Origin of the sequence: Pantoea sp. ICBG 828 (genome assembly GCF_002928355.1) — a bacterium.
GTDB lineage: Bacteria > Pseudomonadota > Gammaproteobacteria > Enterobacterales > Enterobacteriaceae > Pantoea > Pantoea dispersa.
This window is the reverse complement of sequence record NZ_POWN01000014.1, coordinates 14375-37064: the sequence shown is the minus strand read 5'-3', so window position 1 is coordinate 37064 and position 22690 is coordinate 14375. Positions and strand designations below refer to the sequence as shown.

The 22690-nt window shown below is 57.1% G+C and carries 20 protein-coding genes; 12 read left to right on the top strand and 8 right to left on the bottom strand.

Annotated elements, in window-relative coordinates; genetic code table 11:
* Positions 1–44: 44 nt before the first annotated feature.
* The 6 genes from C1Y43_RS22440 (at position 45) to C1Y43_RS22415 (ending at position 7773) form a co-directional block, all read left to right on the top strand.
* Entirely contained in the window at positions 45–947 is a 903-nt protein-coding gene (locus C1Y43_RS22440) for a GntR family transcriptional regulator (RefSeq protein ID WP_021507893.1), read from the top strand.
* Positions 948–1118: 171 nt separating this feature from the next.
* The gene (locus C1Y43_RS22435; protein WP_021507894.1) at positions 1119–2471 is read left to right on the top strand and encodes an MFS transporter; all 1353 of its coding nucleotides are present in this window, start codon (positions 1119–1121) and stop codon (positions 2469–2471) included.
* 400 nt (positions 2472–2871) lie between these two features.
* Positions 2872–4245 (top strand): glycosyl transferase family 2, encoded by a 1374-nt coding sequence (locus tag C1Y43_RS22430; protein ID WP_104189752.1) that lies wholly within the window; start codon positions 2872–2874, stop codon positions 4243–4245.
* 13 nt (positions 4246–4258) lie between these two features.
* Entirely contained in the window at positions 4259–5533 is a 1275-nt protein-coding gene (locus C1Y43_RS22425; RefSeq protein ID WP_058770912.1) for a glycosyltransferase, read from the top strand.
* A complete protein-coding gene (locus C1Y43_RS22420) occupies positions 5533–6939 on the top strand; it encodes a radical SAM protein (RefSeq protein ID WP_059011354.1) in 1407 nt (468 codons plus the stop codon). The genes C1Y43_RS22425 and C1Y43_RS22420 overlap by 1 nt, the downstream gene beginning before the upstream one ends.
* Positions 6940–6987: 48 nt before the next feature.
* Positions 6988–7773 (top strand): hypothetical protein, encoded by a 786-nt coding sequence (locus tag C1Y43_RS22415; RefSeq protein WP_088516512.1) that lies wholly within the window; start codon positions 6988–6990, stop codon positions 7771–7773.
* A 52-nt stretch (positions 7774–7825) separates the two neighbouring features.
* On the opposite strand, the gene treC is transcribed toward C1Y43_RS22415, so the two are convergent.
* The 5 genes from treC to mntP all read right to left on the bottom strand — a co-directional run bounded on the left by treC (position 7826) and on the right by mntP (position 12983).
* The gene (gene treC, locus C1Y43_RS22410; RefSeq protein ID WP_104189750.1) at positions 7826–9490 is read right to left on the bottom strand and encodes an alpha,alpha-phosphotrehalase; all 1665 of its coding nucleotides are present in this window, start codon (positions 9488–9490) and stop codon (positions 7826–7828) included.
* Entirely contained in the window at positions 9474–10916 is a 1443-nt protein-coding gene (treB, locus tag C1Y43_RS22405) for a PTS trehalose transporter subunit IIBC (RefSeq protein ID WP_058770908.1), read from the bottom strand. Before treB ends, treC begins: the two co-directional genes overlap by 17 nt.
* A 270-nt stretch (positions 10917–11186) precedes the next feature.
* Positions 11187–12023, bottom strand: a complete 837-nt coding sequence (locus C1Y43_RS22400) for a fumarylacetoacetate hydrolase family protein (protein WP_104094200.1) — start codon at positions 12021–12023, stop codon at positions 11187–11189.
* Positions 12024–12213: 190 nt separating this feature from the next.
* Complete coding sequence (gene azuC / locus C1Y43_RS24340) at positions 12214–12291, bottom strand: stress response protein AzuC (protein ID WP_125310475.1); 78 nt, start codon at positions 12289–12291, stop codon at positions 12214–12216.
* 119 nt (positions 12292–12410) lie between these two features.
* Complete coding sequence (gene mntP / locus C1Y43_RS22395; RefSeq protein WP_021507902.1) at positions 12411–12983, bottom strand: manganese efflux pump MntP; 573 nt, start codon at positions 12981–12983, stop codon at positions 12411–12413.
* Between the two features lie 285 nt (positions 12984–13268).
* Between mntP and C1Y43_RS22390 the strand changes: the two genes are divergently transcribed.
* Together C1Y43_RS22390 and mqo are read left to right on the top strand one after the other, a co-directional pair.
* Entirely contained in the window at positions 13269–13514 is a 246-nt protein-coding gene (locus C1Y43_RS22390; protein WP_010615729.1) for a DUF1158 domain-containing protein, read from the top strand.
* Between the two features lie 526 nt (positions 13515–14040).
* Positions 14041–15651: a malate dehydrogenase (quinone) gene (gene mqo / locus C1Y43_RS22385; protein ID WP_021507903.1), complete on the top strand. Its 1611-nt coding sequence runs from the start codon at positions 14041–14043 to the stop codon at positions 15649–15651.
* Between the two features lie 277 nt (positions 15652–15928).
* Here mqo and C1Y43_RS22380 read toward each other — a convergent pair whose 3' ends face one another.
* A complete protein-coding gene (locus C1Y43_RS22380) occupies positions 15929–16516 on the bottom strand; it encodes a LysE family translocator (RefSeq protein ID WP_059011339.1) in 588 nt (195 codons plus the stop codon).
* 135 nt (positions 16517–16651) lie between these two features.
* Between C1Y43_RS22380 and C1Y43_RS22375 the strand changes: the two genes are divergently transcribed.
* Positions 16652–18142: a PLP-dependent aminotransferase family protein gene (locus C1Y43_RS22375; RefSeq protein ID WP_058775178.1), complete on the top strand. Its 1491-nt coding sequence runs from the start codon at positions 16652–16654 to the stop codon at positions 18140–18142.
* On the opposite strand, the gene C1Y43_RS22370 is transcribed toward C1Y43_RS22375, so the two are convergent.
* Positions 18109–18732 (bottom strand): glutathione S-transferase family protein, encoded by a 624-nt coding sequence (locus tag C1Y43_RS22370; RefSeq protein ID WP_058780243.1) that lies wholly within the window; start codon positions 18730–18732, stop codon positions 18109–18111. The genes C1Y43_RS22375 and C1Y43_RS22370 overlap by 34 nt on opposite strands.
* A 114-nt stretch (positions 18733–18846) precedes the next feature.
* Between C1Y43_RS22370 and C1Y43_RS22365 the strand changes: the two genes are divergently transcribed.
* Positions 18847–19695 carry a PhzF family phenazine biosynthesis protein gene (locus tag C1Y43_RS22365; RefSeq protein WP_059011335.1) on the top strand — a complete coding sequence of 283 codons (849 nt, stop codon included), beginning with the start codon at positions 18847–18849 and terminating at the stop codon, positions 19693–19695.
* A gap of 50 nt (positions 19696–19745) precedes the next feature.
* Here C1Y43_RS22365 and C1Y43_RS22360 read toward each other — a convergent pair whose 3' ends face one another.
* Positions 19746–20504 (bottom strand): SDR family NAD(P)-dependent oxidoreductase, encoded by a 759-nt coding sequence (locus C1Y43_RS22360; protein WP_104189748.1) that lies wholly within the window; start codon positions 20502–20504, stop codon positions 19746–19748.
* A gap of 115 nt (positions 20505–20619) precedes the next feature.
* On the opposite strand from C1Y43_RS22360, the gene C1Y43_RS22355 reads away from it, so the two are divergent.
* Positions 20620–21519, top strand: coding sequence for a LysR family transcriptional regulator (locus C1Y43_RS22355; RefSeq protein WP_031279769.1), 900 nt, complete (start codon positions 20620–20622; stop codon positions 21517–21519).
* A gap of 50 nt (positions 21520–21569) precedes the next feature.
* Positions 21570–22571 (top strand): inner membrane protein YhjD, encoded by a 1002-nt coding sequence (yhjD, locus tag C1Y43_RS22350; RefSeq protein ID WP_058770904.1) that lies wholly within the window; start codon positions 21570–21572, stop codon positions 22569–22571.
* The last annotated feature ends 119 nt before the right edge of the window (positions 22572–22690 follow it).

Genomic DNA, 22690 nt, shown 5'->3' with positions numbered 1-22690 from the left:
TGGGCTTTGTGTGGTTTTTAATGCATAAAAAACCGGAGGGCCGTATGAGCCGAAGCCAGAATCTGCGCCAGAACGTCATCAATCAAATGCTGGAAGCCATTGCCCGCCGCCATGTGCGCTCGCCGTTGCCTCCGCAGGCGGCGCTGGCCGAGATGTTTAACATCAGCCGCACCACGGTGCGACACACGCTGCAGCATCTGCATCAGCGCGGCGTGCTGGAAAAAGTGGCTGAGACCTACGTGATTGTGCGCGATCCCTGCGAGGAGGATGGGTTTAGCGTACTCAGCCCACCGATCGACCAACAGGCGGTGCAGTTTGAGCAGGCGTTTTTTAACCTGATTAACCAGCGTTTGCTGATGCCAGGCGACAGTTTCACCGAACTGCAGCTGGCGCAGCAGGTGCGGGTCAGCCCGGTGGTGGTGCGCGAGTTCCTGCTGCGTTTTATGCGTTATAACCTGCTGGAACCGGTTAAGCGCGGCCACTGGCGGATGAAGAAATTCGATCAGGAGTACGCCGAAAAGCTGTTTGAACTGCGCGAGATGCTGGAAACGCACGCGCTGACCCGCTTTCTTAACCTCGCCGCCGGTGATGAACGCTGGGTGCAGGCGCGCGATCTGCTGGATCGTCATCGCGCGCTGCGCGACACCATCGCCAGCAACTACCGCCAGTTTGCCGCGCTGGATAAAGAGATGCATACGCTGATTCTCTCCGCCGCCAACAACCCGTTTTTCAACCAGTCACTGGAAATTATCTCTGTGATTTTTCACTCGCATTATCAGTGGGATGAAAGCGATCTTAAGCAGCGCAACATCGTCGCGCTGGAGGAGCATATGGCGATTCTTACCGCGCTCATCAGCCGCCAGGATGTGGACGCGCTGTGCGCGCTGCATGCGCATCTCAGAACCGCCAAACACTCGATGATCCGCTCTATCCGGCAGTACAATTAAAAACCGATTAAAAACCACAAAGCATAAGCGCCCGCACGAATCAGAAACATGTTTGCAACATCTCCCGCGGTTTACTTCTAGTCTCGAAGGCAGCCCCTTAGGGCAGCCCGTTTCGCTGCCGCAGGAACCCCAAGACTGATAACGATAAGTACCCGAACCTGGGAGGTTGCAATGGAAAATACATCAACGCGCGGCGGCACCACCGCGCCAGCACCCGAGCACGCCGGGCAGGATTATGTGCCGGCGCGCGCCGATGTGGTGCGCTCTCCGCGCATCCGTAAGATTCAAATCACCGCCATGCTGTTGCTGCTGTTCGCCGCCATCATCAACTACCTTGACCGCAGCTCGCTGTCGGTGGCCAACATGACCATCCGCGAGGAGCTGGGCTTATCGGCCACCGAGATTGGCGTGCTGCTGTCGGCGTTTTCGCTGGCCTACGGTTTAGCCCAGCTGCCGTGCGGCGCGCTGCTCGATCGCAAAGGCCCGCGCATTATGCTGGCCATCGGCATGTTCTTCTGGTCACTGTTCCAGGCGGCGGCCGGGCTGGTGCATAACTTCACGCAATTTGTGCTGGTGCGCATCGGGCTGGGCATTGGCGAAGCGCCGATGAACCCGTGCGGCGTGAAGGTGATCAACGACTGGTTCAACATCAAAGATCGCGGTATGCCGATGGGGATGTTTAACGCGGCGTCGATGATTGGTCTGTCGGTGGCACCGCCGATTCTGGCGGCGATGATGCTGGTGATGGGCTGGCGCGGCATGTTTGTCACCATCGGCGTGCTGGGCATGTTTCTCGCCATTGGCTGGTATCTCACCTATCGCGACCGGGATAACAACAAGCTGAGCGGTGAAGAGATCCACTATCTGCAGGCGGGCAGCGTGGCATCACGCAAAGAGCCGCTGAGTTTTGCCGAATGGCGGGGGCTGTTTAAGCAGCGCACCATGTGGGGCATGATGATTGGCTTCAGCGGCATCAACTATACCGCGTGGCTGTACATCGCCTGGCTGCCGGGCTATCTGCAGTCGACCTATCATCTGGATCTGAAAAGCACCGGCCTGCTGGCCGCCATTCCTTTCCTGTTCGGCGCGGCGGGCATGCTGCTCAACGGTTACGTGGTGGATGCACTGGTGCGTCGCGGTTTTGACGCGGTGAAAGTGCGCAAGGTGTCGATTGTCAGCGGCATGCTGCTCTCCGCGGCCTTTACCACCTTCGTGACGCGCGCCACCGACACCACCAGCGCGGTGACGCTGATTGGTATGGCGCTGTTCTGCATTCACTTTGCCGGTACCTCATGCTGGGGCCTGATCCACGCTAACGTCACGGCGCGTATGACGGCGTCAGTGGGCAGTATCCAGAACTTTGCCAGCTTCGTTTTCGCCTCTTTTGCGCCAGTAATTACCGGCTGGGTGCTGGATACCACCAAATCGTTCAGCCTCGCGCTGATGATATGTGCGGGCGTCACGGTGGTCGGCGCGCTGGCTTACCTGCTGCTGGTCAGAAAACCGATCACCGATGGGGTGTAACACCAGGGTTTCTGCTTAATGCTCTTCTCCAGGTGCGCAGGTTATGCGCACCCTTGCTTCATCCGCCCGCCACACCTATTCCAGCCGCCGCGTTATCGCCTGAGTCCGGGTCTGATCAGATAAATTAAACTGCATGATGGCAATTACTATCCAGCACTATTAAGCCCGAAATAAGGAAAATATACCGCTAAACACGTCGGTAATAGTTATTATTTTAAGACAAAACTCAAAGACGAATATTATAAATTACCACCCTCAGTGCATTATTATCCATTAATGCATTAACGAAGGTGAATTAATTAGCCACAGTAAACTTTTGTGGATTAGATCAAAGTTTGACCGGATAATTTAACTTACCGTTCAGTCACTATTAATGTTCAGGTATGAGCGTGGTGACCAAATGGATTTACAACGCAAGGCCCTTTTTATCTCTTTTGATGCCGTGGCATTATCGGGTATTACGGTAGAAGCCACTAAAATTGCCGTTCGTTTACGCGAGCAGGGAATCACCTCCTTTCTTGATATCGGCTACGACATAAAAATTGATAAGGGAAACTTCGGACGCCCCTATTCCGAAAATGAAATCAATTCGCTAAAGCATCATTTTACATTAGTCCGGCATGATGAAATCCGTCAGGTGGAAGGTTATAACCCGGCCTTCCTGCAATATATTCATGACGTACTGATTAATCATAGCCAGACGCTGGATGCCGCCGCAGAAAAAATCCTGGTGCAGCAGACGGAAAAGATGGCACAGGCGGTGGCAAACGCGCTGTGCGCAAAATGGCAGGCGCTGGATATCAATTATTTAATCATTGAGAACGGGACGCTGCCGGATAATATTATTTTTACCCGCGCGCTCTATCTGGCGATTGCGCAATACGGCGCCGCTAAACAGCTCGGCCGGTTTGTGTTGTGGCGCGACCATGACCTGATGTGGAACAGCGAATCCACTTCATCGCGTTACGGCAGCGCGCCCTGGCCACATGCCGTCAGGCCGCAGCCCTCGCCGCATATTACCTACGTCACGCTGAACCAGGCACTGGCCTCACAGCTGGCGGCCTGGTGCGAACATCAGGTCGAAATCGAGGTGATGCGTAATACCTATCCTTTTGACCCGAGCCATCCGCGCAAAGATTTACGCCGCCAGTTTGGGTTGCTGCCACAGGATAAGGTGATTGCCCGCACCACGCGGATTATTCCGGCTAAGCGGCTCGATCGCGATATTCACCTGTTGCATGCGCTGAACAGTGAACTTATTGCGCAGCATCAGCCGCAGCGCGTCTATTTAATGGTGGCCGGCGATCCTTTGGAAGACAGCGTACATTACCACGCGTTAAAACAGTTAATTAGCCAGTTCCAGCTGGAACGCTACGTCATCTTTTTTGGCGCGTTAAATCACGACTTTATGGAGCGCAATCCACAGGCCACCACCATTCAGGATCTTTATCACGCCTGCGATGTGGTGTCGTTTTTAACCGCATGGGATTACGACAGCTACGGTAATCCGATTGGCGAGGCGATCAGCCATCAGCGCTGTTATATCGCCACCCGCTATGAATATTATCACGAAGTATATGGCCAGTACGGTTTTGAAGGCGAACTGATGGCGATTTCCGCCAGCCATGATGGCCTGCCGGATGCCGATTTTATTCAGCGCGTCAGTGCCTTATTACGGGATGACGCACGCCGCGACGCCATCGCCACGCGCAATTATCAGAAAGGAAAATCCCTGCTGTCGGATCACATCTTCCGGCAGATATTTAATGTGTAGTTAAGGAGTGACTATGGATAACCGTTGTTTTATTTCTGTCGTGCTGCCGGTTTATAACGAGGCAGCACGTATTAACGCGGTGCTGGAATCAATATTGCAGCAGCGTTCACCCGGCGGATTGTTTAATTTTGATAATCTGGAAGTGATCATGGTGGATAATAATTCCACCGATAATTCGGTCGCGCTGATTGAAGCCTTTGCCGCGCAGCATCCGCAGCTGACGATTCATCAGCTGCAGGAGACGGTGCAGGGCGTCTCTTCGGCGCGGAAAAAAGGCATGGATTTCGCCTCACAGCGCGCCGGTCTGCGCGACGAGGCCAGCGGCTTTCAGCGCAAGCACTACATTCTTTCGGCCGATGCGGACTGTACCGTTGATGCACTGTGGATCGACGAACTGGTCGGCACCATGATTGCGCAAAACGGCGATCTGGGAACCTGTAACTACTACTACGAAACCGCGGATTTTCACGAGCGCCCGCGGCTGTATGCGGAGATAGATAAAACGCTGCGCTGCCGCCACGCTTCCTTCTCCCTGTTTGGCGGCTTTCCGGACGGCAAAGGCTTTGGCGTCGAAAAGCAGCTGTACGACGAAGTGGGCGGCATCGAGATTTTTTACCAGCTGAAAAACGGTGAGTTTGTTGAGCATCTGTCAGACGACTGGGATTTTGGCATCAAGGTGATCGCCGCCGGCGGCAAACCGGTGTATGCGCCCAACTCCCGCGTGCAGATCAACAGCCGCCGGGTGGATAATCTGCTGCACGAAGTAATTGAAGGCGTGGCCTACGGCCATAACGGCATCATCATCATGAAAGATGTGCGACCCACGCTCACCGCACTGACGCCGTTCACCGATGTCAGCGCAGAGCAGGCGCAGCAGGCGTGGCACTACTCGATTAAAGATTACGTGCCAAAAAATCTGGTGCTGCCGGTGCTGCTGAATCCGTCGCTGCTGCGCGACGATGCCGCGGTGATTGATTTCTTCACGGCAGAGGTGGCTGAACGCCTGTTCGACCGCATTCACAGCATAATGCTGGAGATGAGCGTGACCGATTTCCTGCCGATTCACAGCTACAAAACCCCGGCGTTTCGCCTCTATTTTGAATTCCGCCATGAGCTGTTTGCCGCGCTGCGTCGTGCCGTCGGCGCAGAGATTGGCGAGCCGCCGCCGCTGCCGGCCTGCTTCGCCCAGGTGACGGAAAATGATTTCGCCCGCTTTGTCTGGTATTACTGCGAAGATCGCGAATCCGGTGAGGCGCATAACTACTTTGCAAACGGCGGGGTGTTCTGATGCGTGCTGCCTGGCTGCAATCCCTGCAGGATATCGATCGTCACTATCCTCGCCCGGCCATATGCGAGGTGCTTAGCCGGCCGGAAAACGCCGATTTGCTGGAATACGTGGTACATGATCCTTTTGGCTGCCATGTGTTTCCCGGTGATATCGACGATTTTCCGCTGCCGAATTTTTTCCGCGCCATGCAGCACAGCCTGAGCCATGCGCCGCAAATTCATCTGTGGGCGTATATCCCCACCTGCCGCTACAAGTGCCACTTTTGCCAGTTTCCTACGGTGATTGTAAATCCGCAGTCGCCGCGCGCGCCTGAGCTGTTCCGCGATATCGTCGATCGCAACATTCAGGAGGCGAAACTGTGGCTGGCGCAGCTGCCGGCACTGGGTGAAGTGCCGGTGGGTGAGTTCAACCTGTTCGGCGGCACGCCCTCGCTGCTGCCACCGGATGAGCTGCGGCGCTTAATGGATTTTTACCGCAACCATTTCAACTTCCGCGAGGCCACGCTGCGCTTCGAAGGCGAGCCCGGCACGCTGACGCGCGAATTCCTCGCGCAGCTGCGCGAACTGGGCTTCAGCAAACTGTCGTTTGGCGCGCAGTCATTCTCTGACCGCCTGATCAAAGGCTGTGGTCGCCTGCACAGCGCGGATGCCTGCTACAAGGTGATTCGTGATGCGCGCGAGCTGGGCTTCGCCCTGGTCAGCGTCGACCTGATGTATGGCCTGCTGGGACAAACGGTGGATGACGTGCGTGACGATCTGCAGCAGGCGCGCGCGCTTGACCTGTCGCATCTGGTGTTCACCAAGCTGCACATGAAGCCGTTCGCCGAAAGCCGCACCGGCGTGTCGGCGGAGGGAGAAAATGCCTGGCAGCGTAAGAATGCGGCGATGCCCAGTCTGGGTCAGCAATATCAGATGCGCGCGCTGGCCGAGCAGTGGCTGGATGGCGATTACCTTGAACATCCCACCATGTATTTCCACCATCGCAGCGCACCGCCGGAGAAGTGGAAAGCGATCATTACCGATCTCGACCAGCAGGCGCCGGAAGTGGCGATTGGCCTTGGCGGCAGCTCCAAATGTGCCGGCGCGGAGCTGATTAACCTGACCGACTACGCCGATTATCAGCGCGCACTGGATAACGGTGAGCTGCCGATCGCTTCGGTGCGCGGCATGTCGCCGGATCAGCAGGCCATCAACGGCTGCAAGATGGCGCTGTCAACGCTGATTCCGATCGACGATGTGCTGTTTCAGCAGAAGTTTGGCGTCAGCCTGTTTGCCCAGCCGACCATCGCCCGTGCGCTGCGTGAGTTGCAGCAGCGCGAGTTAGTGCACAGCGATGGCCGCTACGTCACGCTCACCCCCGCCGGCCGCGTGCTGGTAGAAGCCATCATCAACACCCAGTTCGACTAAACCGCCCTTACCTCTCAACGGCACGCGACGGCGTGCCTGGAGCCTGTTATGTCCCAATCTGTTTATAGCTTTTTTTATATCGCCATCGACACCGAAGCGGGCGTCACCGCTGAACAGTTTGAAACCTTCGTGCGCGAAAAAGGCGTGCATCTGCCCTGCTATCCCGGCTGGCGCTGGACGCTGTTTCGCGGTCTGCGCGGCGAGCGCGTCGATCAATACCTGATGCTGTTTGAAATGAAAGATGCGGCACAGCGCGCGCGCTTTATGCAGGATGACGGTGAACTTACCGCCGAGGCAGAGCACTTCTGGCATCTGCATCCCGACGCGGACGCGCTGCTCAGCGAGTGGCGCCAGCTGGCAACCTTCGCGCGGCGCCCGACGATTTTCACCCATTTCGATCTGCTGGCAGAGAATCCTAACAGTACGCTGCCGGGCGGCCCGCGTTTTGATGCCCGCAGCGGCACCGCGCGCATTCTCGGTACCCACTATCTGGCGCTACGGCCGGGCGTGCAGCCGCAGGAATTTGAGCAATTCATCGCGCAGAATGCCGCGCGTATCGTTGATTATCCCGGCTGGAAGTTTCATCTGCTGAAAGGCCACAGCGGCAACCGGCTGGACGGCTATGTGGTGATGATGGAGATTGAGAGTGAAGCGGCGCTGAATGTGTTTTATCCGCAGCCTGATATCGCCACCGCCAGCGCGGCTGACTTTGCGCGCGCGCACCGGGATACCAAACAGATGTATGAAGAGTGGAAGCAGCTGGCGTCCTTTTCCGGTTCGCCGCAGCTGTATACCGATTATCTCGCCGTGGCGGAATGCGGCACGCTGAAGTGAGTGCAGGCGGCGCGCTCTGCTCATTGCTGAAACGCGCCGCCGGTTTTCTCCGTTACGACTGGTAGTAATACACCGCTTCAAAAGGCCGCAGGTGCGTCAATGCCCCAGGCGGCGATGCCTCACTGTAATTACTCATCAGTACCTGCCAGTTGCCTTCAACTTCCGGCAGCAGCAGTGGCTGCGCGCTGTGACTCAGGTTCGCCACCACCAGCAGGCTTTCACGCGGCGAATTGCGACGATAACACCAGATGTGTGACGCTTGCGGTGCCAGATCCTGATAATCGCCCTCGGTGAAGATAGCGTAACGCTTACGCAGCCGAATCAGCGTTTGGTAGCCATAGAACACCGAGTTGCTGTCGAGCAGCGCGTTAGCCGCGTTGATCAGCGTATAGTTATCCGCCACGCCTATCCACGGCTCACCCCGCGTGAAGCCGGCATTGGCGCTGCTGTCCCACAGCATCGGCGAGCGGCTGTTATCGCGCGATTTGCTGGCCAGTATCGCCAGGATTGCCGCCTCCGGCTTGCCCTGCGCCAGCCACGCAGCGTGGATGTTGTGGCTCTCGATGTCCTGATACTGCTCAATGCGGGTAAAATGAGGGTTGGTCATTCCCAGCTCTTCGCCCTGATAGATATAGGGCGTGCCCTGCATGCCGTGCAGCAGCATCGCAAAGCATTTTGCCGAGGCGATGCGCAGCGCACCTTCATCACCAAAGCGCGTGACGATACGCGGCTGATCGTGGTTACACCAGAACAGCGCATTCCACGCCACGTCGTGCATCCCGCGCTGCCACTCCGAAAAAATTGCCTTAAGCTGAACGAAGTCCGGTGCCGCCAGCATCCATTTGTCGCCCTGGGGATAATCCACCTTGAGATGGTGGAAGTTAAAGGTCATCGACAGCTCGTTTTGCGCCAGCGAAGCATAGCGCTGGCAGTTGGCCAGCGTGGTCGAGGACATTTCCCCCACCGTCATCAGCGCGCGCGGCGTGAACACATCGCGGTTGAACTCCTGCAGGTAGTCATGGATGCGCGGACCATCGGTGTAAAAGCGCCGCCCGTCATGGCCGGGCAGATCGTCGCTAAAATCCTGGTGCTTCGACACCAGGTTGATCACATCAAGCCGCAATCCATCGACGCCTCGATCCGCCCAGAAGTGGCACACCTGCTTTAACGCCTCGCGCACCGCCGGATTTTCCCAGTTGAGATCGGCCTGCTCCGGCGCGTATAGGTGCAGATAGTATTGCTGACGCCGTTCGTTCCACGCCCAGGCGCTGCCGCCAAACTTAGACTGCCAGTTATTGGGCGGCGTGCCGGGCACCCCGTCGCGCCAGATATAAAAATCGACGTACGGCTGTTCACCGGCTTCGGCACGCTTAAACCAGGCGTGCTCGGTCGAGGTGTGGTTGAACACCATATCCAGCACCATGCGCATACCGCGCCGGTGCGTCTCCGCCAGCAGGTGGTCAAAGTCGGCCATGGTGCCATAGGCGGGATCGATGGCGGTGTAATCCGCCACGTCGTAACCGTTATCGATCTGCGGCGACACATAGATCGGCGTCAGCCACAGCGCATCGACGCCCAGCTGCTGCAGATAATCCAGCCGCTGAATTACGCCATTGAGATCGCCGGTGCCGCGCGCCCCGCTGTCCTGAAAACTTTTGGGATAGATTTGGTAGATCACCGCCTGGCGCCACCAGGGATATTCAGCGTGCCTGTTCATGTTGCACCTCTGCCTGGCTGATGATGGCGGTTGCCGCTTTACGTTTGGTGATGATGATGGTCAGCAGCAGCGGAACCAGAATCGCCACCAGAATCGCCAGCGAGTAAACCGTCCAGTACTGTGGCTGAATAGAGAGAATACCCGGCAAGCCGCCTACGCCGATGCCGTTGGCCATCACGCCGTTGAGGCCGCACAGCAGCGCCGCCAGCGCAGAGCCAATCATGGCGCACAGCATAGGGTAGCGGTACTTGAGGTTGACGCCGTACATCGCCGGCTCTGTTACGCCGAGCCACGCTGAAATGGCGGCCGGCACGGTGAGGTCGCGTTCAGCACGATCTTTGTTAGCGATAATGATGCCGACCACCGCTGCGCCCTGTGCAATATTGGACAGCGCAATCAGCGGCCACACCGGCGTGCCGCCCATGCTCTGAATCATCTGCAGATCAACCGCCAGCGTGGTCTGATGCACGCCGGTGATCACCATCGGCGCATACAGGAAGCCAAACAGCGCGGCCCCAATCGGCGCGAAGCTGCCGGTCATCAGGTGACGCACCGCAAAGGCGATGCCGTCGCCGATCAGACGGCCAAACGGGCCAATCAGGCTGTGGGCGAGGAAAACCGACAGCAGCAGCGCACACACCGGCACCACCACCAGCGTCAGATAGGCGGGCACGATACGTTTTAGCGCCAGTTCGATTTTCGCCAGCGCCAGCCCGGCCAGCAGCGCCGGAATCACCTGCGCCTGGTAGCCGACCCGATCAATGCTGAACCAGCCGAAGTTCCACACTTCCGGCACCTGGCTGCCAATCAGATACGCATTCATCAGCTGCGGTGAAACCAGCGTAATGCCCAGCACAATCCCCAGGATTGGCGTACCGCCCAGCTTGCGCACCACCGACCAGCAAATCCCCACCGGCAAATAGAAGAAGATCGCTTCGCCAATCAGCCAGAGGAAATCGTACAGCCCTTTCACACCGGGATAGAGCTGCACCAGGGTTTTATCATCCGCCACGGCAATATCGCCGAGCACGTTACGGAAACCGAGAATTAAACCGCCGCTAATTAACGCCGGTAATAACGGGAAAAATATCTCAGCAAAATGGGATAATAATGCCTCGTGCCATTTCATCTGGCTGCGCGCTGCAGATTTAATCTGCTCCTTAGAGGTCTCACTAATATTTAGTGCTTCAACTAACGCTTTATAATAAGTGTCAACTTCGGTTCCAATAATTACCTGAAACTGTCCGGCAGAATTAAAGCATCCTTTAACGCCGGGCGTGGCGCGGATGGCCTCTGGATCGGCCTTGTCGACATCCTGCAGCACAAAGCGCAGGCGGGTAATACAGTGCGAAAGTGACAGAATATTTTCCCGACCGCCCACGCGGTCAATGAGATCGTTAATGATCTCGCGACTGATGGTTTTCATTATCATCCCTTATTTCCATGCCGGAATCGGCAGTGGACGATAATACGCCGCTGCTTTTAATTTTAACTATAGCAAAGCGAGGGAATTAGTTGGCGATCACAAAAATATTTACGCAATACATCGCAGGAAAATTAACTTAACAATAATTATTTAACCTGATAACTAAATCTGCGCCATTTAAATATAAATTCGGGACATTTCGTATTGTTGAATATTTATTTAAGCGGTAGCGCGGTGGCTGTGCAACGTTCGCCACCGCGTAACAGCGTGTCAGACGATGCGGTGGCGCAGACGGCCAATCTTCTCAATTTCCACTTCGATCTCATCGCCAGGGAACATAAATAGCGGTGGCGTACGCTTTTTCCCCACGCCGCCCGGTGAGCCGGTGATGATGACATCGCCCGGTGACAGCGGACTAAACGCCGAGATGTATTCAATGATCTTCGCCACCGGATGCACCATGCTGGCCGTGGTATCGTTCTGCACTTCGCGCTGATTCAGCCAGGTTTTGATCGCCAGCTGCTGCGGGTCCGGGATGTCGTCGGCGGTGGTCATCCACGGGCCAAAGCCGCCGGTTTGCTGCCAGTTTTTGCCTGCGGTAAACCAGGTGAACTGCATGTCGCGCACCGTGGCATCCATAAAGCAGCTGTAGCCCGCTACATGCTGTAGCGCATCGGCGGCTTTTACCTGATAAGCAGCCTTGCCGATGATCACCGCCAGCTCGCCTTCGTAATCAAATTCAGCCGTGGTCGCCGGTTTCAGCAGGGGCTGCTCGTGTGCTGCCAGCGAATCGGCAAAGCGTACGAACAGCGTCGGCGCGTCGAGCGTGGCGGCAAACTCCTGGCGCTTGTCGGCATAGTTCATACCAACGCAGAAGACTTTGCCTGGGTTTTCCACCACCGGCAGGAAGCGAATCGCGCTGAAGGCATAGTCCACCGGCTCGCTCAGGTACACCTGCAGGTCACTCAGGCCACCGCGCTGTAGCAGAGTTTTCAAATCCGGACAGCTGTCGCCCAGCCGCGCACCGAGATCGATCACGCCGTCGGGTTGCACGATGCCATAACTTTTTCTTGCCTGGTCAATAAGAGAAAAACTGCACAGCTGCATGATGGCCTCAATGTTATAGAGAATTTGCGCGCAGGTTATCAAAAGCCAGACGGAAAAGCGGTATGACCTGAGGGTAAAGTAATTAATGTTTGTGAGTTTTGGTGACAGAGATGCGCAGAGGGGAACGGCGCCGGGTGATAACCACAGGTCGATCCCTGACCGCGATTATCGAGGGTTTCTGGCGGAGCGCTTAGTTTAAGGCGCCCGGCGGTACGTGTTTGAAGGTCTCAACATAAGAGCGAAACACGGAGCGGAAAAAACGTTTCATGGTGCACCTGATACAAAAATTGTTGAAGAATTACGTGAAAATTATAACGCCCGCGCATTTTTCACGCAATTATTTTTGAACCAGATCACAAAAACGCGCCCACCCCATCGTGCCAGACGTTAACGGAACAGCCCTAAGTGCTCAATCAGGATGGTGCAGCCAATGCTGATCAGTACCACGCCGCCCAGCACTTCTGCCCATTTGCCCATTACCGGACCGATAAAGCGGCCGACCAGCACACCGGTGGTCGCCATGATAGTGGTAGCCGCACCGATGGTGAGCGCGGTGAGCACAATGTTAACCTGCAGGAACGCGAGGCCAACCCCCACCGCCAGCGCATCAAGGCTGGTCGCTACCGCCGTCAGCGCCAGTACCATAAAGCCGTGGCGCTGCGGCGCTTCACACGGCTCGTCGGCCGTCTGACGGAAACCTTCCATGATCATCCGCCCGCCAAGAATGCCCAGCAGACCAAATGCCACCCAGTGATCCCACGCCATAATGTAGTGGCTGGCGGCCAGCCCGATGGCCCAGCCCACCAGCGGCGTCAGCATTTCAATGACGCCAAAAATCAGCCCTGTGCGTAATGCTTCTTTGAAACCCGGACGATACAGCGACGCGCCTTTGCCCAGTGCTGCAGCGAAAGCGTCCATCGACATACCAAAGGCCAGAATCAGGGTTGCGATAAATGTCATGGTTTTCAGTCAATGCGGGGAAATAAGACGATTAAGCCTGCACTTTGTCCGCATATCGGGTTCAGTAATGAAAAAGTGCGCGCAGTCTAGCACGCCAACCCGCCAAAAAAAAGACAACAAAATCATGGGTTTAAGTATAGCAAAGGCTATAACTCTTAACTGCCGCTATTTCTGCAGCTAAGTGGATGGAATAGAAGAAATTTCTTAGCGCGCGCTACTGCGGGGATTGCACCGCGCCGCGGTTTTATGCGCTAATGCCCGCGCTAACTGATTTGGAATGATGCGATGAAAAACCCGTTTGAAACGCTGATCATCCCGGGCGGCATTCTGCTGCTGGGCTTTCTTTCGGCGCTACTGCTGCCCGCCCCTTCGTTTGGCGTAGCGCTGGCAAAACAGCTGCAGCAGGCTCTGCATCTGCAGGATGTGAATCAGCTGTACACCATGGTGTTCTGCGTCTGGTTTTTGCTGCTGGGTACCGTTGAGTTTTTCATTATCCGCTTCGTCTGGCGCCGCTGGTTCCAGCTGCGCTGAGTGTTGCGCGTGATGCATTTTTCTTCTGACGGGCGCCTGACACGGTGCCCAAATTAAAAGTCACACAAATGTAACATTATTTTTACACGATCTGGCGAAACATCAGGCAACATAAAATCCGCATAAAAAATCAATTTCGCTAAAACCTATCTTTTTCAATGCGTTAATTTGTGACCCAGCTCACCTTGTGAAATCAACCCTCTCCATTTCCCTCACACTGTCGCAACAACTACGTTACTATAACTGCCTGATTAGGGGATAAAAATCCCTTATGACAGCGCCGTCGGGCTGATTAATTCTTATGCTGAATCATTTCTGCATTTAAAAAATAAACAAACGTTTAATTCCGATACGAGAATGTTATATTCGAATGCATATGCATAACGTGCAGTTAACCGTTATCACACCTATGGCTTAAACCTGAGTCTTAACCTTTGAGAAATAGCGCAACGCGCTTGCAAAAAGCGTGGCTGTTTCGCCTGCGAACCTGTTGAGCTTCAGGGCAACAGAGAGGAGATGTCGCCTCATGAGCAACACTGCGGTAAATCTGGCGCTAGCCGCCGCTGGCATGGAAAGCACACACCTTCAGGAACGAAAAGACGTAGATGTCCTGCTGATCGGCGCAGGCGTGATGAGTGCTACCTTAGGCACCTGGCTGCAGGATCTCGAGCCAGACTGGTCGATTGAGATGGTCGAGCGGCTGGATGATGTCGCGGTCGAATCCTCTAACGGCTGGAACAATGCCGGCACCGGCCACGCGGCGCTGGCCGAGCTGAACTATACGCCCGAAAGAGCGGATGGCAGCATCGACATTGCCAAAGCGGTGGCGATTAACGAATCCTTCCAGATTTCCCGCCAGTTCTGGGCGTATCACGTACAGAAAGGCAACCTGAGTAATCCACAAAGCTTTATTCACAGCACGCCGCACATGAGTTTTGTCTGGGGCGAGGCCAACGTGGCTTTCCTGCGCAAGCGCTTCCAGGCGCTGCAGAAAAGCACCCTGTTCCGCGGCATGAACTACTCCGAAGATCGTGACCAAATCGCTGAGTGGATTCCGCTGGTGATGAACGGGCGCGACCGCAAGCAGAAAGTGGCCGCCACCTGGACCGACATGGGCACCGACGTTAACTTCGGTGAAGTGACGCGCCAGCTGATTGCCGCGCTGGAGAAGAAAGAGAATTTCCGCCTGCGTCTGCGTCAGGAAGTGCGCGACATCAAGCGCCTGAGCGATGGGCGCTGGCAGGTAAGCCTGCACAACCTCGCCAGCGGTGAGTCGCGGGTGCTGACTGCGCGCCAGCTGTTTATCGGTGCCGGCGGTGCCGCGCTGCCGCTGCTGCAAAAAACCGGCATCCCGGAAGTAAAAGGCTACGCTGGTTTCCCGGTGGGCGGCTCGTTCCTCGTCACGGAAAACCCGGACGTGGTGGCGCAGCACATGGCGAAGGTGTACGGCAAAGCCAGTGTGGGCGCACCGCCGATGTCGGTACCGCACGTTGATACCCGCGTGCTGGATGGCAAGCAGGTGCTGCTGTTTGGCCCGTTTGCGACCTTCTCCACCAAATTCCTCAAGCAGGGCTCGCTGCTGGATATGTTCGGCGCGATGAACAGCAGTAACCTGCTGCCGATGATGCAGGTTGGGCTGAAAAGCTTCGATCTGGTGAAATATCTGGTCGATCAGGTGCTGCAGAGCGATGACGATCGTATGGAAGCGCTGCGCGCTTATGTGCCGCAGGCAAAACAGGAAGACTGGAAGCTGGTCACGGCCGGTCAGCGCGTGCAAATCATCAAAAATGATGAGAAAGAGGGCGGCGTGCTGCGTCTCGGTACCGAAGTGGTCACCTCGGCCGACGGCTCGATCTCTGCGCTGCTGGGCGCGTCACCGGGCGCCTCCACCGCAGCACCGATTATGCTGGAGCTGATGGCGAAAGTGTTCCCGGAGCAAATGCGCTCGCCCGAGTGGCAAACTAAAATCCGCGCGGTAATCCCGTCGTGGGGCCGCAAGCTGAACGGCGACGTGGCGCTGACCGAGAAGGTGCTGGCCGAAACCAGTCGCGTGCTGCAGCTGGATTACGCACCGGTCATCACGCCGGAAGCTGCCAACGACGAAGGCCGTGAAACCGCCCATGTGGTGGGCAAGTAAGCGGCGACGCCTGTCCCTTCACCGGTAAATACAGACCTGACTGGGGCCGCAATCGCGGCCTCTTTTTTGATTACAGTGTCGCCCTTTGGATGACGCAATCCCTGACGGTTCCAGCCTGGGATTTATTCACCAGGAAGCGCACGTTTGTTAGCGGCACAATACATTGCACATTGCGCGATAAATCGCGCCGCTACATCAGGGTGCGTCGTACGGCTTCGTTAACTGACCAGCCCCCCATATTGTGCCCCTGCTTACCGCGCCATCCAACGCCGTGGCATCAGCCCAATAGCAGCGCGTCATACAGCATCCACCCTGTGGTCGCCACCAGCGACAGCGCCATTAGCGTGTTGAATGCCTGACGTTTCCACGCAATCTGCAGGTGATGGCGCAGCCGATCGCCCAGCGCTGCCCAGATTAAAATGCACGGCAGGTTGAGGGCGGCGAAGCCGAGCAGCACCGCCAGCACACCGTTGCTGTTGGCGTACATCAGCGCCACGTTGGTGACCATCAGCCAGGCTTTGGGATTCACCGCCTGGAAACACACGCCGCCCAGCAGGGTCATCGGACGCGGACGTTCGCGCAGCTGCGGCGCACCGGCGCGGAAGATTTTCCACGACAGCCACAGCAAATAGCTGCATCCCACCACCGTCAGCGGCAACCGCACCGACGCCATCCAGTGCAACAGCAGCTCCAGCGCCACGCTCGCCAGCAGCATCTGTAACGCACAGCCGAGCAGGATGCCAAACAGCATCGGCAGCGTGCGCCGGAAGCCAAAATTGACGCCGGACGTGGCCAGTAACAGATTGTTCGGACCCGGTGTAATCGACATCACCGTAACGTAGCTAAAGAAGGATGGATCGAGCATGGTGCGTTTCCCTGAGAATCAACGAAACACCATGCTAATGCGCAAATTACAATGGCAACAGAGACACAAAATGACTATTGTGATGGATACAGTTAAGGCAATTTTAAATTGTACCTATCGCGCGCGGAGGCTTTTGTGTCCCTTCCTCTCTCATCCGGCCAGACGCTGTACCAGCAGCTGGCAGACAGTTTTGCCGAATCTATCCATCAGGGCACGCTGAAGCCGGGTAAGCGCCTGCCGGCCATCCGGCGCGTGGCACAGTCGCACCAGGTCAGCATCAATACCGTGCTAAGTGCCTGGCATATCCTGGAAGATCGCGGCCTGATAGAAGCCCGTCCGCAGTCGGGCTACTACGTGCGTGGCGTGCTGCCCGCGGTGACGCGACCGCTCAGGCCAATGAGCGCCAGCGTTAATGACCCCAGCACGCAAAAACTGGAACTGATCGAGCAGGTGTTCGCCGCGCAGAATCACCCCGACTACACCAATATTTCGCTGGCCTGCCCGCAGGATAGTGAGCTGTTTCCGGCGGCGAAACTGGGACGCATTACCGCCTCCCTTATTCGCCGCGATAACGACATCATTGGTCGCTACGCGCTTCCGCCGGGTAGTGAGCGCTTACGGGAGGAGATTGCGCGCCGTAGCCTGCACACCGGCCTGAATCTCACTGTCGCGGACATCACCCTGACCCACGGCTGCATGGAAGCGCTGCAGCTGGCGCTGCGTGCGGTGACGAAGCCGGGCGACTGCGTCGGGCTGGAATCGCCGACCTACTTCTTTTTGTTCCCGCTGCTGGCCTCACTCGGGCTGAAGGCGCTGGAAATCCCCACCGATCCGCAAAACGGCCTGTCGCTGGATGCGCTGGAGATGCTGCTACAGGAGCAGCGCATTCAGGCGCTGATCGCCATGCCGGGCGCGCAGAATCCGCTGGGCTACGTGATGCCGCTGGAGAATAAAAAGCGTCTCGCGAAGTTAGTGAATACTTACCACGTTCCGCTGCTGGAAGATGGGCTGTATGACGAATTGCAGTTTGACTGGCCGCTGTCGCCGCCGGTCAAAGCCTTTGACCGCGACGGCTGGGTGATTTACTGCACCAGCTTCACCAAAACCGTCGCGCCCGATTTTCGCGTGGGCTGGACGGCTGCCGGCCGCTTCCACCCGGCGATTGCGCGGCTGAAAGCGGTATCGTCGATGACCGAATCAAAACTGCTGAGCGAAACGCTGGCCGAATTTCTCGCCAGCGGCGGTTATGATCACCATCTGCGTTCGCTGCGGCGTCGCTATGCCGCCAATCTGGATGCGGCGCGCGGCATCATTGCCCGTCATTTCCCGCAGGGCACGCGCGCTACCCTGCCGCGCGGCGGCTTTGTGTTTTGGGTCGAGCTGCCGGGCAAGGTTGACACGGTGGAGATGTTCCATCGCCTGTTGCAGGAGCAGATTTGCGTCACGCCGGGCGCGCTCTATTCACTGAGCGATCGCTATCGCCATGCGCTGCGTCTCTCCTGCTGCTATCCGTTTGATGAGCGTTACACCTGGGCACTGAAACGCACCGGCGCGCTGGCCTGTGAAATCACCGGTATCGCGCCGGGTCAGGATCAGGGCTTACCGTTGCGGCCCCAGGTGGTGTAACCCTCGCGTTCGGTCAGCCGCTCGTAATAGGTTTGCACGGCGGGAAAGTCCGGATGGTCGAGCGGGGTTTCAAACCAGCGGTTCACCGCCAGGCCAACCGGAATATCGGCCAGGGTAAAGTTACGGCCCGCGACGTAGCGCCCGGTTTTTTCCAGCTGCTGATTAAGAATACCCATGGTGTGGCTCCAGCCTTTGACGGCGGCAGCCAGCAGGCGCGGATCCTGATGGGCTGGCGAATTGCGCACCAGCGACATAAAAGCATAGCGCCATGAGGTGTTGAGCTCGGTGGCCTGCCAGTCCATCCACTGATCGACCGGCGCACGCGCGCGCGGATTATCCGGGTAGAGCCATTCACCGCCGTTGCTGTTGGCGAGGTAGCGCAGAATCGCGTTGGACTCCCACATCACGAAGTCATCTTCGATGATCACCGGCACCATGGCGTTGGGATTGAGCGCCATAAACTGCGGTGAGTGCAACGACTGCGGGTCTTCGCCCCACGGCTCGTGCTCCCAGGCAATATCCAGCTCTGAACAGAGCCACAGCACTTTACGAACGTTGATTGACGAGTTACGGCCCAGAATTTTTAACATAGCGGACTCCGCTGGCAGAATTGTTAATCTATTCATAGTCCTGTTAGACGCCTTAAGCAATCTGCAGGATGTAAATCCGGATTTCAGACAACCTCAATGAGGAAAGGAGCAAACATGCAGGTGGCGTTTAAACAAGTGGATGTGTTCTCCACAGGCGCGTTCAGCGGCAATCCGCTGGCGGTGATCATGGATGCCCAGGGTCTGAGCGACGCACAGCTGGCGGCCATCGCACGCTGGACCAATCTGTCGGAAACCACCTTCGTGCTGCCACCACAGGATGCCACAGCCGACTATCGTGTGCGCATCTTTACGCCCGGCGGCGAGCTGCCGTTTGCCGGACACCCCACGCTTGGCACCGCGCATGCCTTGCTGGAAGCCGGCTGGCCCCTGAAAACAGCGGGTAAGATTGTGCAGGAGTGCGGCGTGGGCCTGGTTGAGGTGCAGATTGGCGCTGACGGTACGCTGGCCTTTGCCGCGCCGGACGCCAGCCTGACGCCGTTCAGCGATGCGCTGATGAGCAGCGCACTGCACAGTGACGCGTTCGATCTCAGCCAGACGCCAGCCGTGGCGGATATGGGGATTCGCTGGCTGTTGATTCCGATGAGCAGCGCGCAGGCGGTGCTGGAGGTGGTCACCCAGGCGGACGATTTACTGCGGCTGCAGCAGCATGCGGGTGTGAACGGCATCGCCCTGTTTGGCCCGCTGCCGCAGGATGCAGAGGCGCAGTACGAGGTGCGCGCGCTGCTGGTCGAGAACGGTAGCCTGGTCGAAGATCCGGTCACCGGCAGCGCCAACGCCTGTCTGGCACGCTATCTGGCGGCGCAGGGCCAGCGGCAGGATTACTGCGCGCGTCAGGGCAGCGCCATCCAGCGTGCCGGTCGCATTGTGGTGCGTTTTGCCGGTGAGACAATCTGGATCGGCGGGCAAACCCTCACCCTGATTGATGGCACGATTGAGGTGTAAAACGGGCGCTGCTCCGTTCGTTAACACGATTCGGTCGCAGCGCGATGTTTTTACAGTGCCTGACCGCCAGAGGCCTCGAGGCGCTGGGCGGTAATCCAGCCGGTTTCGTCGCTCAGGATCGCGCTGATGGCATCACCGATGTCATCCGGCAGACCAACGCGGCCCAGCGCGGTCACTGAAGCAATATGCGCGTTCAGATCTTTGGTGTCGCGCACGCGACCGCCGCCAAAGTCGGTTTCAATCGCCCCCGGTGCCAGAATGTTGACGCGAATGCGGCGCTCGCCCAGCTCCTTCGCCTGATAGCGCGTCAGCACTTCCATCGCCCCTTTCATGGCGGCGTAAGTGCCTGAACCCGGCAGCGTCATGCGCGTCAGACCGCTGGAAATGTTCAGGATGCGTCCACCATCGGCGATCAGCGGCAGCAGTTTCTGCGTCAGGAAATACGGCCCTTTAAAATGCACATTCACCAGCGCATCAAACTCCTCTTCACTGGTTTCGGCCAACAGCTTGTAATGACCGTGGCCAGCGTTGTTCACTAAATAATCAAAGTTATCGCGCTGCCAGGTCTCGTTCAGCGTTGCTTTGACCCGCGCCGCAAAGTCATCGAACTGTTTACTGTCGCCCACATCCAGCTGCAGCGCCACCGCACGCGCGCCCAGCGCCTCAATCTCCTTCACGACCGCCTGCGCTTCTTCAGCATGACCGCGCCAGGTAAACAGAATATCGACGCCCTTAGCCGCCAGTTTTAGCGCGCCATTCTTGCCCAGACCGCGGTTACCGCCGGTAATCAATGCAATTTTATGAGACATGTTTCGCTCCGGTTGGAAAATTGAACACGGATTAAGGATATTCGCGAATAATTGATCTATAAACGCAGGGGAATACACAGCACTGTTTCACTAACAACAACAATCGGTGAACAACATGGATAAAATTCACGCTATGCAGGTGTTTGTGCGGGTGGCAGAAATGGGCAGTTTTACCCGCGCGGCTGAGAGTCTGGGTTTACCCAAGGGCAGCGTGTCCCGCCAGCTGCAGGCGCTGGAAAACCAGATGGGCACACGTTTGCTGCACCGTACCACGCGCCGTGTGCATCTCACCCAGGATGGGCTGGTGTATTACGATCGCTGCCTGGATTTGCTGTCGATGCTGGATGATATGGACAGCCTGTTCCAGCACGATCCTGCCACGCTGAGCGGCAAGCTGCGCGTCGATATGTCGGTGGCAATGGCGACCGGTTTTATCCTGCCGCGCCTGCCGGAGTTTTTGCAGCACTATCCGGGCGTGGAGATTGAACTGAGCAGCAGCGATCGCCAGGTTGATGTGATTCGCGAGGGCTTTGACTGCGTGTTGCGCGTTGGCGAACTGAAAGATTCCGGCCTGATTGCGCGAAAAATTGGCTCGCACGCCTTGATCAACTGCGCCAGCCCTGGCTACCTTTCCCGCTTCGGCATGCCGGTGCGGCTGGACGATCTCGGCCAGCACGCCATGGTGCACTATACCCAACAGCTGGGGCAGCCCTCGCCGGGCTTTGAGTACTTTGATGGCAAACAGTGCCACTACGTGCAGACCGGCGGCGTGGTGACGGTAAACAGCACCGAAACCTATCGCGCCGCCTGTATTGCCGGGCTGGGCATTATTCAGGTACCGGCGATTGGCGTGCAGCCGCTGCTGGAATCCGGCCAGCTGGTCGAAGTGCTGCACCACTTCCCGGCCAAACCGATGCCGATTTCCCTGCTCTATCCTCACCGTCGCAACGTGGCGCGCCGCGTGCGGGTGTTTATGGAGTGGCTGAGTCAGGTGCTGCAGGAATACGTGACCTGAACGGGCAGGCTATAATTTTATTTTCGCTGTGAACAGGATGCAGAAGGTCTATGACGGACAAAACCACAAAAGCCTCAGCGGCTGAAGCTAAGCCGCTGATTGATATCAAAACCGGGAACAAAACGGTGGATGGCTCGATCAGGCGCGTCTCACGCTTTGCCGCCTGGTTTCAGGCGATCCCGGCAGTAGCTCACTTTTTGCGCGCGCTGGAGCGCTTTAACGATCGCCTCGGCAGCCAGTTTGGTGCGGCTATCACCTATTTTTCATTTCTTTCGCTGATACCGATTTTGATGGTCTCCTTTGCGGCGGTCGGCTTTGTGCTGGCGTCCAATCAGGACCTGCTTTCTGAGTTGATCAACAAAATCGTTAACAGCATCAGCGACCCGACGCTGGCCACCACGCTGAAAAATACCGTGAATACCGCGATTCAGCAGCGCGCGACCGTGGGCCTGACCGGTTTGCTGCTGGCGCTCTACTCCGGCATTAACTGGATGGGTAACCTGCGCGAAGCGGTGCGCGCCCAGTCGCGTGACGTATGGGAACGCAAGCCCGATGACCAGGAGAAGTGGTGGAAGAAATATCTGCGCGACCTGGTTTCGCTGCTGGGTCTGATGCTGGCGCTGGTGATTACGCTGTCGCTGACCTCGATTGCCGGCGCAGCGCAGGCGGCGATCGTGAATGCGCTGGGGCTGGGCGATATCGAGTGGCTGCGGCCGGCGATGACCATCATTGCGCTGTCGATCTCCATCTTCGCCAACTATCTGCTGTTCCTGTGGATTTTCTGGATTCTGCCGCGCCACAAGCCACGCAAAAAAGCGCTGCTGCGCGGTACGCTGCTAGCGGCGATTGGGTTTGAGGTGATCAAGTTTGTCATGACGCTGACGCTGCCGAAGCTGGCGACGTCGCCCTCCGGTGCCGCCTTTGGATCGGTACTGGGGCTGATGGCCTTCTTCTACTTCTTTGCCCGTCTGACGCTGTTCTGCGCCGCGTGGATCGCCACCGCAAAATACAAGGATGATCCCGAGATGTCGCAGCCGCACCACTCTGCGTAACGCGACAATTCAGTTACATTTGCCGCAACAGCAAAAAATGTTTCCTGCTGGCTATTAAAGCAGCAAAAACCAGCAGGAAACGCTAAAGGGTCACTTTTATTTGGCCCTTTTGCAGAGAA

Bases quoted from the DNA above. Each gene is read 5' to 3' on its own strand.
- C1Y43_RS22440 (WP_021507893.1), top strand. From the start codon at position 45: ATGAGCCGAAGCCAGAATCTGCGCCAGAACGTCATCAATCAAATGCTG.
- C1Y43_RS22435 (WP_021507894.1), top strand. From the start codon at position 1,119: ATGGAAAATACATCAACGCGCGGCGGCACCACCGCGCCAGCACCCGAG.
- C1Y43_RS22430 (WP_104189752.1), top strand. From the start codon at position 2,872: ATGGATTTACAACGCAAGGCCCTTTTTATCTCTTTTGATGCCGTGGCA.
- C1Y43_RS22425 (WP_058770912.1), top strand. From the start codon at position 4,259: ATGGATAACCGTTGTTTTATTTCTGTCGTGCTGCCGGTTTATAACGAG.
- C1Y43_RS22420 (WP_059011354.1), top strand. From the start codon at position 5,533: ATGCGTGCTGCCTGGCTGCAATCCCTGCAGGATATCGATCGTCACTAT.
- C1Y43_RS22415 (WP_088516512.1), top strand. From the start codon at position 6,988: ATGTCCCAATCTGTTTATAGCTTTTTTTATATCGCCATCGACACCGAA.
- treC (WP_104189750.1), bottom strand. From the start codon at position 9,490: ATGAACAGGCACGCTGAATATCCCTGGTGGCGCCAGGCGGTGATCTAC.
- treB (WP_058770908.1), bottom strand. From the start codon at position 10,916: ATGAAAACCATCAGTCGCGAGATCATTAACGATCTCATTGACCGCGTG.
- C1Y43_RS22400 (WP_104094200.1), bottom strand. From the start codon at position 12,023: ATGCAGCTGTGCAGTTTTTCTCTTATTGACCAGGCAAGAAAAAGTTAT.
- azuC (WP_125310475.1), bottom strand. From the start codon at position 12,291: ATGAAACGTTTTTTCCGCTCCGTGTTTCGCTCTTATGTTGAGACCTTC.
- mntP (WP_021507902.1), bottom strand. From the start codon at position 12,983: ATGACATTTATCGCAACCCTGATTCTGGCCTTTGGTATGTCGATGGAC.
- C1Y43_RS22390 (WP_010615729.1), top strand. From the start codon at position 13,269: ATGAAAAACCCGTTTGAAACGCTGATCATCCCGGGCGGCATTCTGCTG.
- mqo (WP_021507903.1), top strand. From the start codon at position 14,041: ATGAGCAACACTGCGGTAAATCTGGCGCTAGCCGCCGCTGGCATGGAA.
- C1Y43_RS22380 (WP_059011339.1), bottom strand. From the start codon at position 16,516: ATGCTCGATCCATCCTTCTTTAGCTACGTTACGGTGATGTCGATTACA.
- C1Y43_RS22370 (WP_058780243.1), bottom strand. From the start codon at position 18,732: ATGTTAAAAATTCTGGGCCGTAACTCGTCAATCAACGTTCGTAAAGTG.
- C1Y43_RS22365 (WP_059011335.1), top strand. From the start codon at position 18,847: ATGCAGGTGGCGTTTAAACAAGTGGATGTGTTCTCCACAGGCGCGTTC.
- C1Y43_RS22360 (WP_104189748.1), bottom strand. From the start codon at position 20,504: ATGTCTCATAAAATTGCATTGATTACCGGCGGTAACCGCGGTCTGGGC.
- C1Y43_RS22355 (WP_031279769.1), top strand. From the start codon at position 20,620: ATGGATAAAATTCACGCTATGCAGGTGTTTGTGCGGGTGGCAGAAATG.
- yhjD (WP_058770904.1), top strand. From the start codon at position 21,570: ATGACGGACAAAACCACAAAAGCCTCAGCGGCTGAAGCTAAGCCGCTG.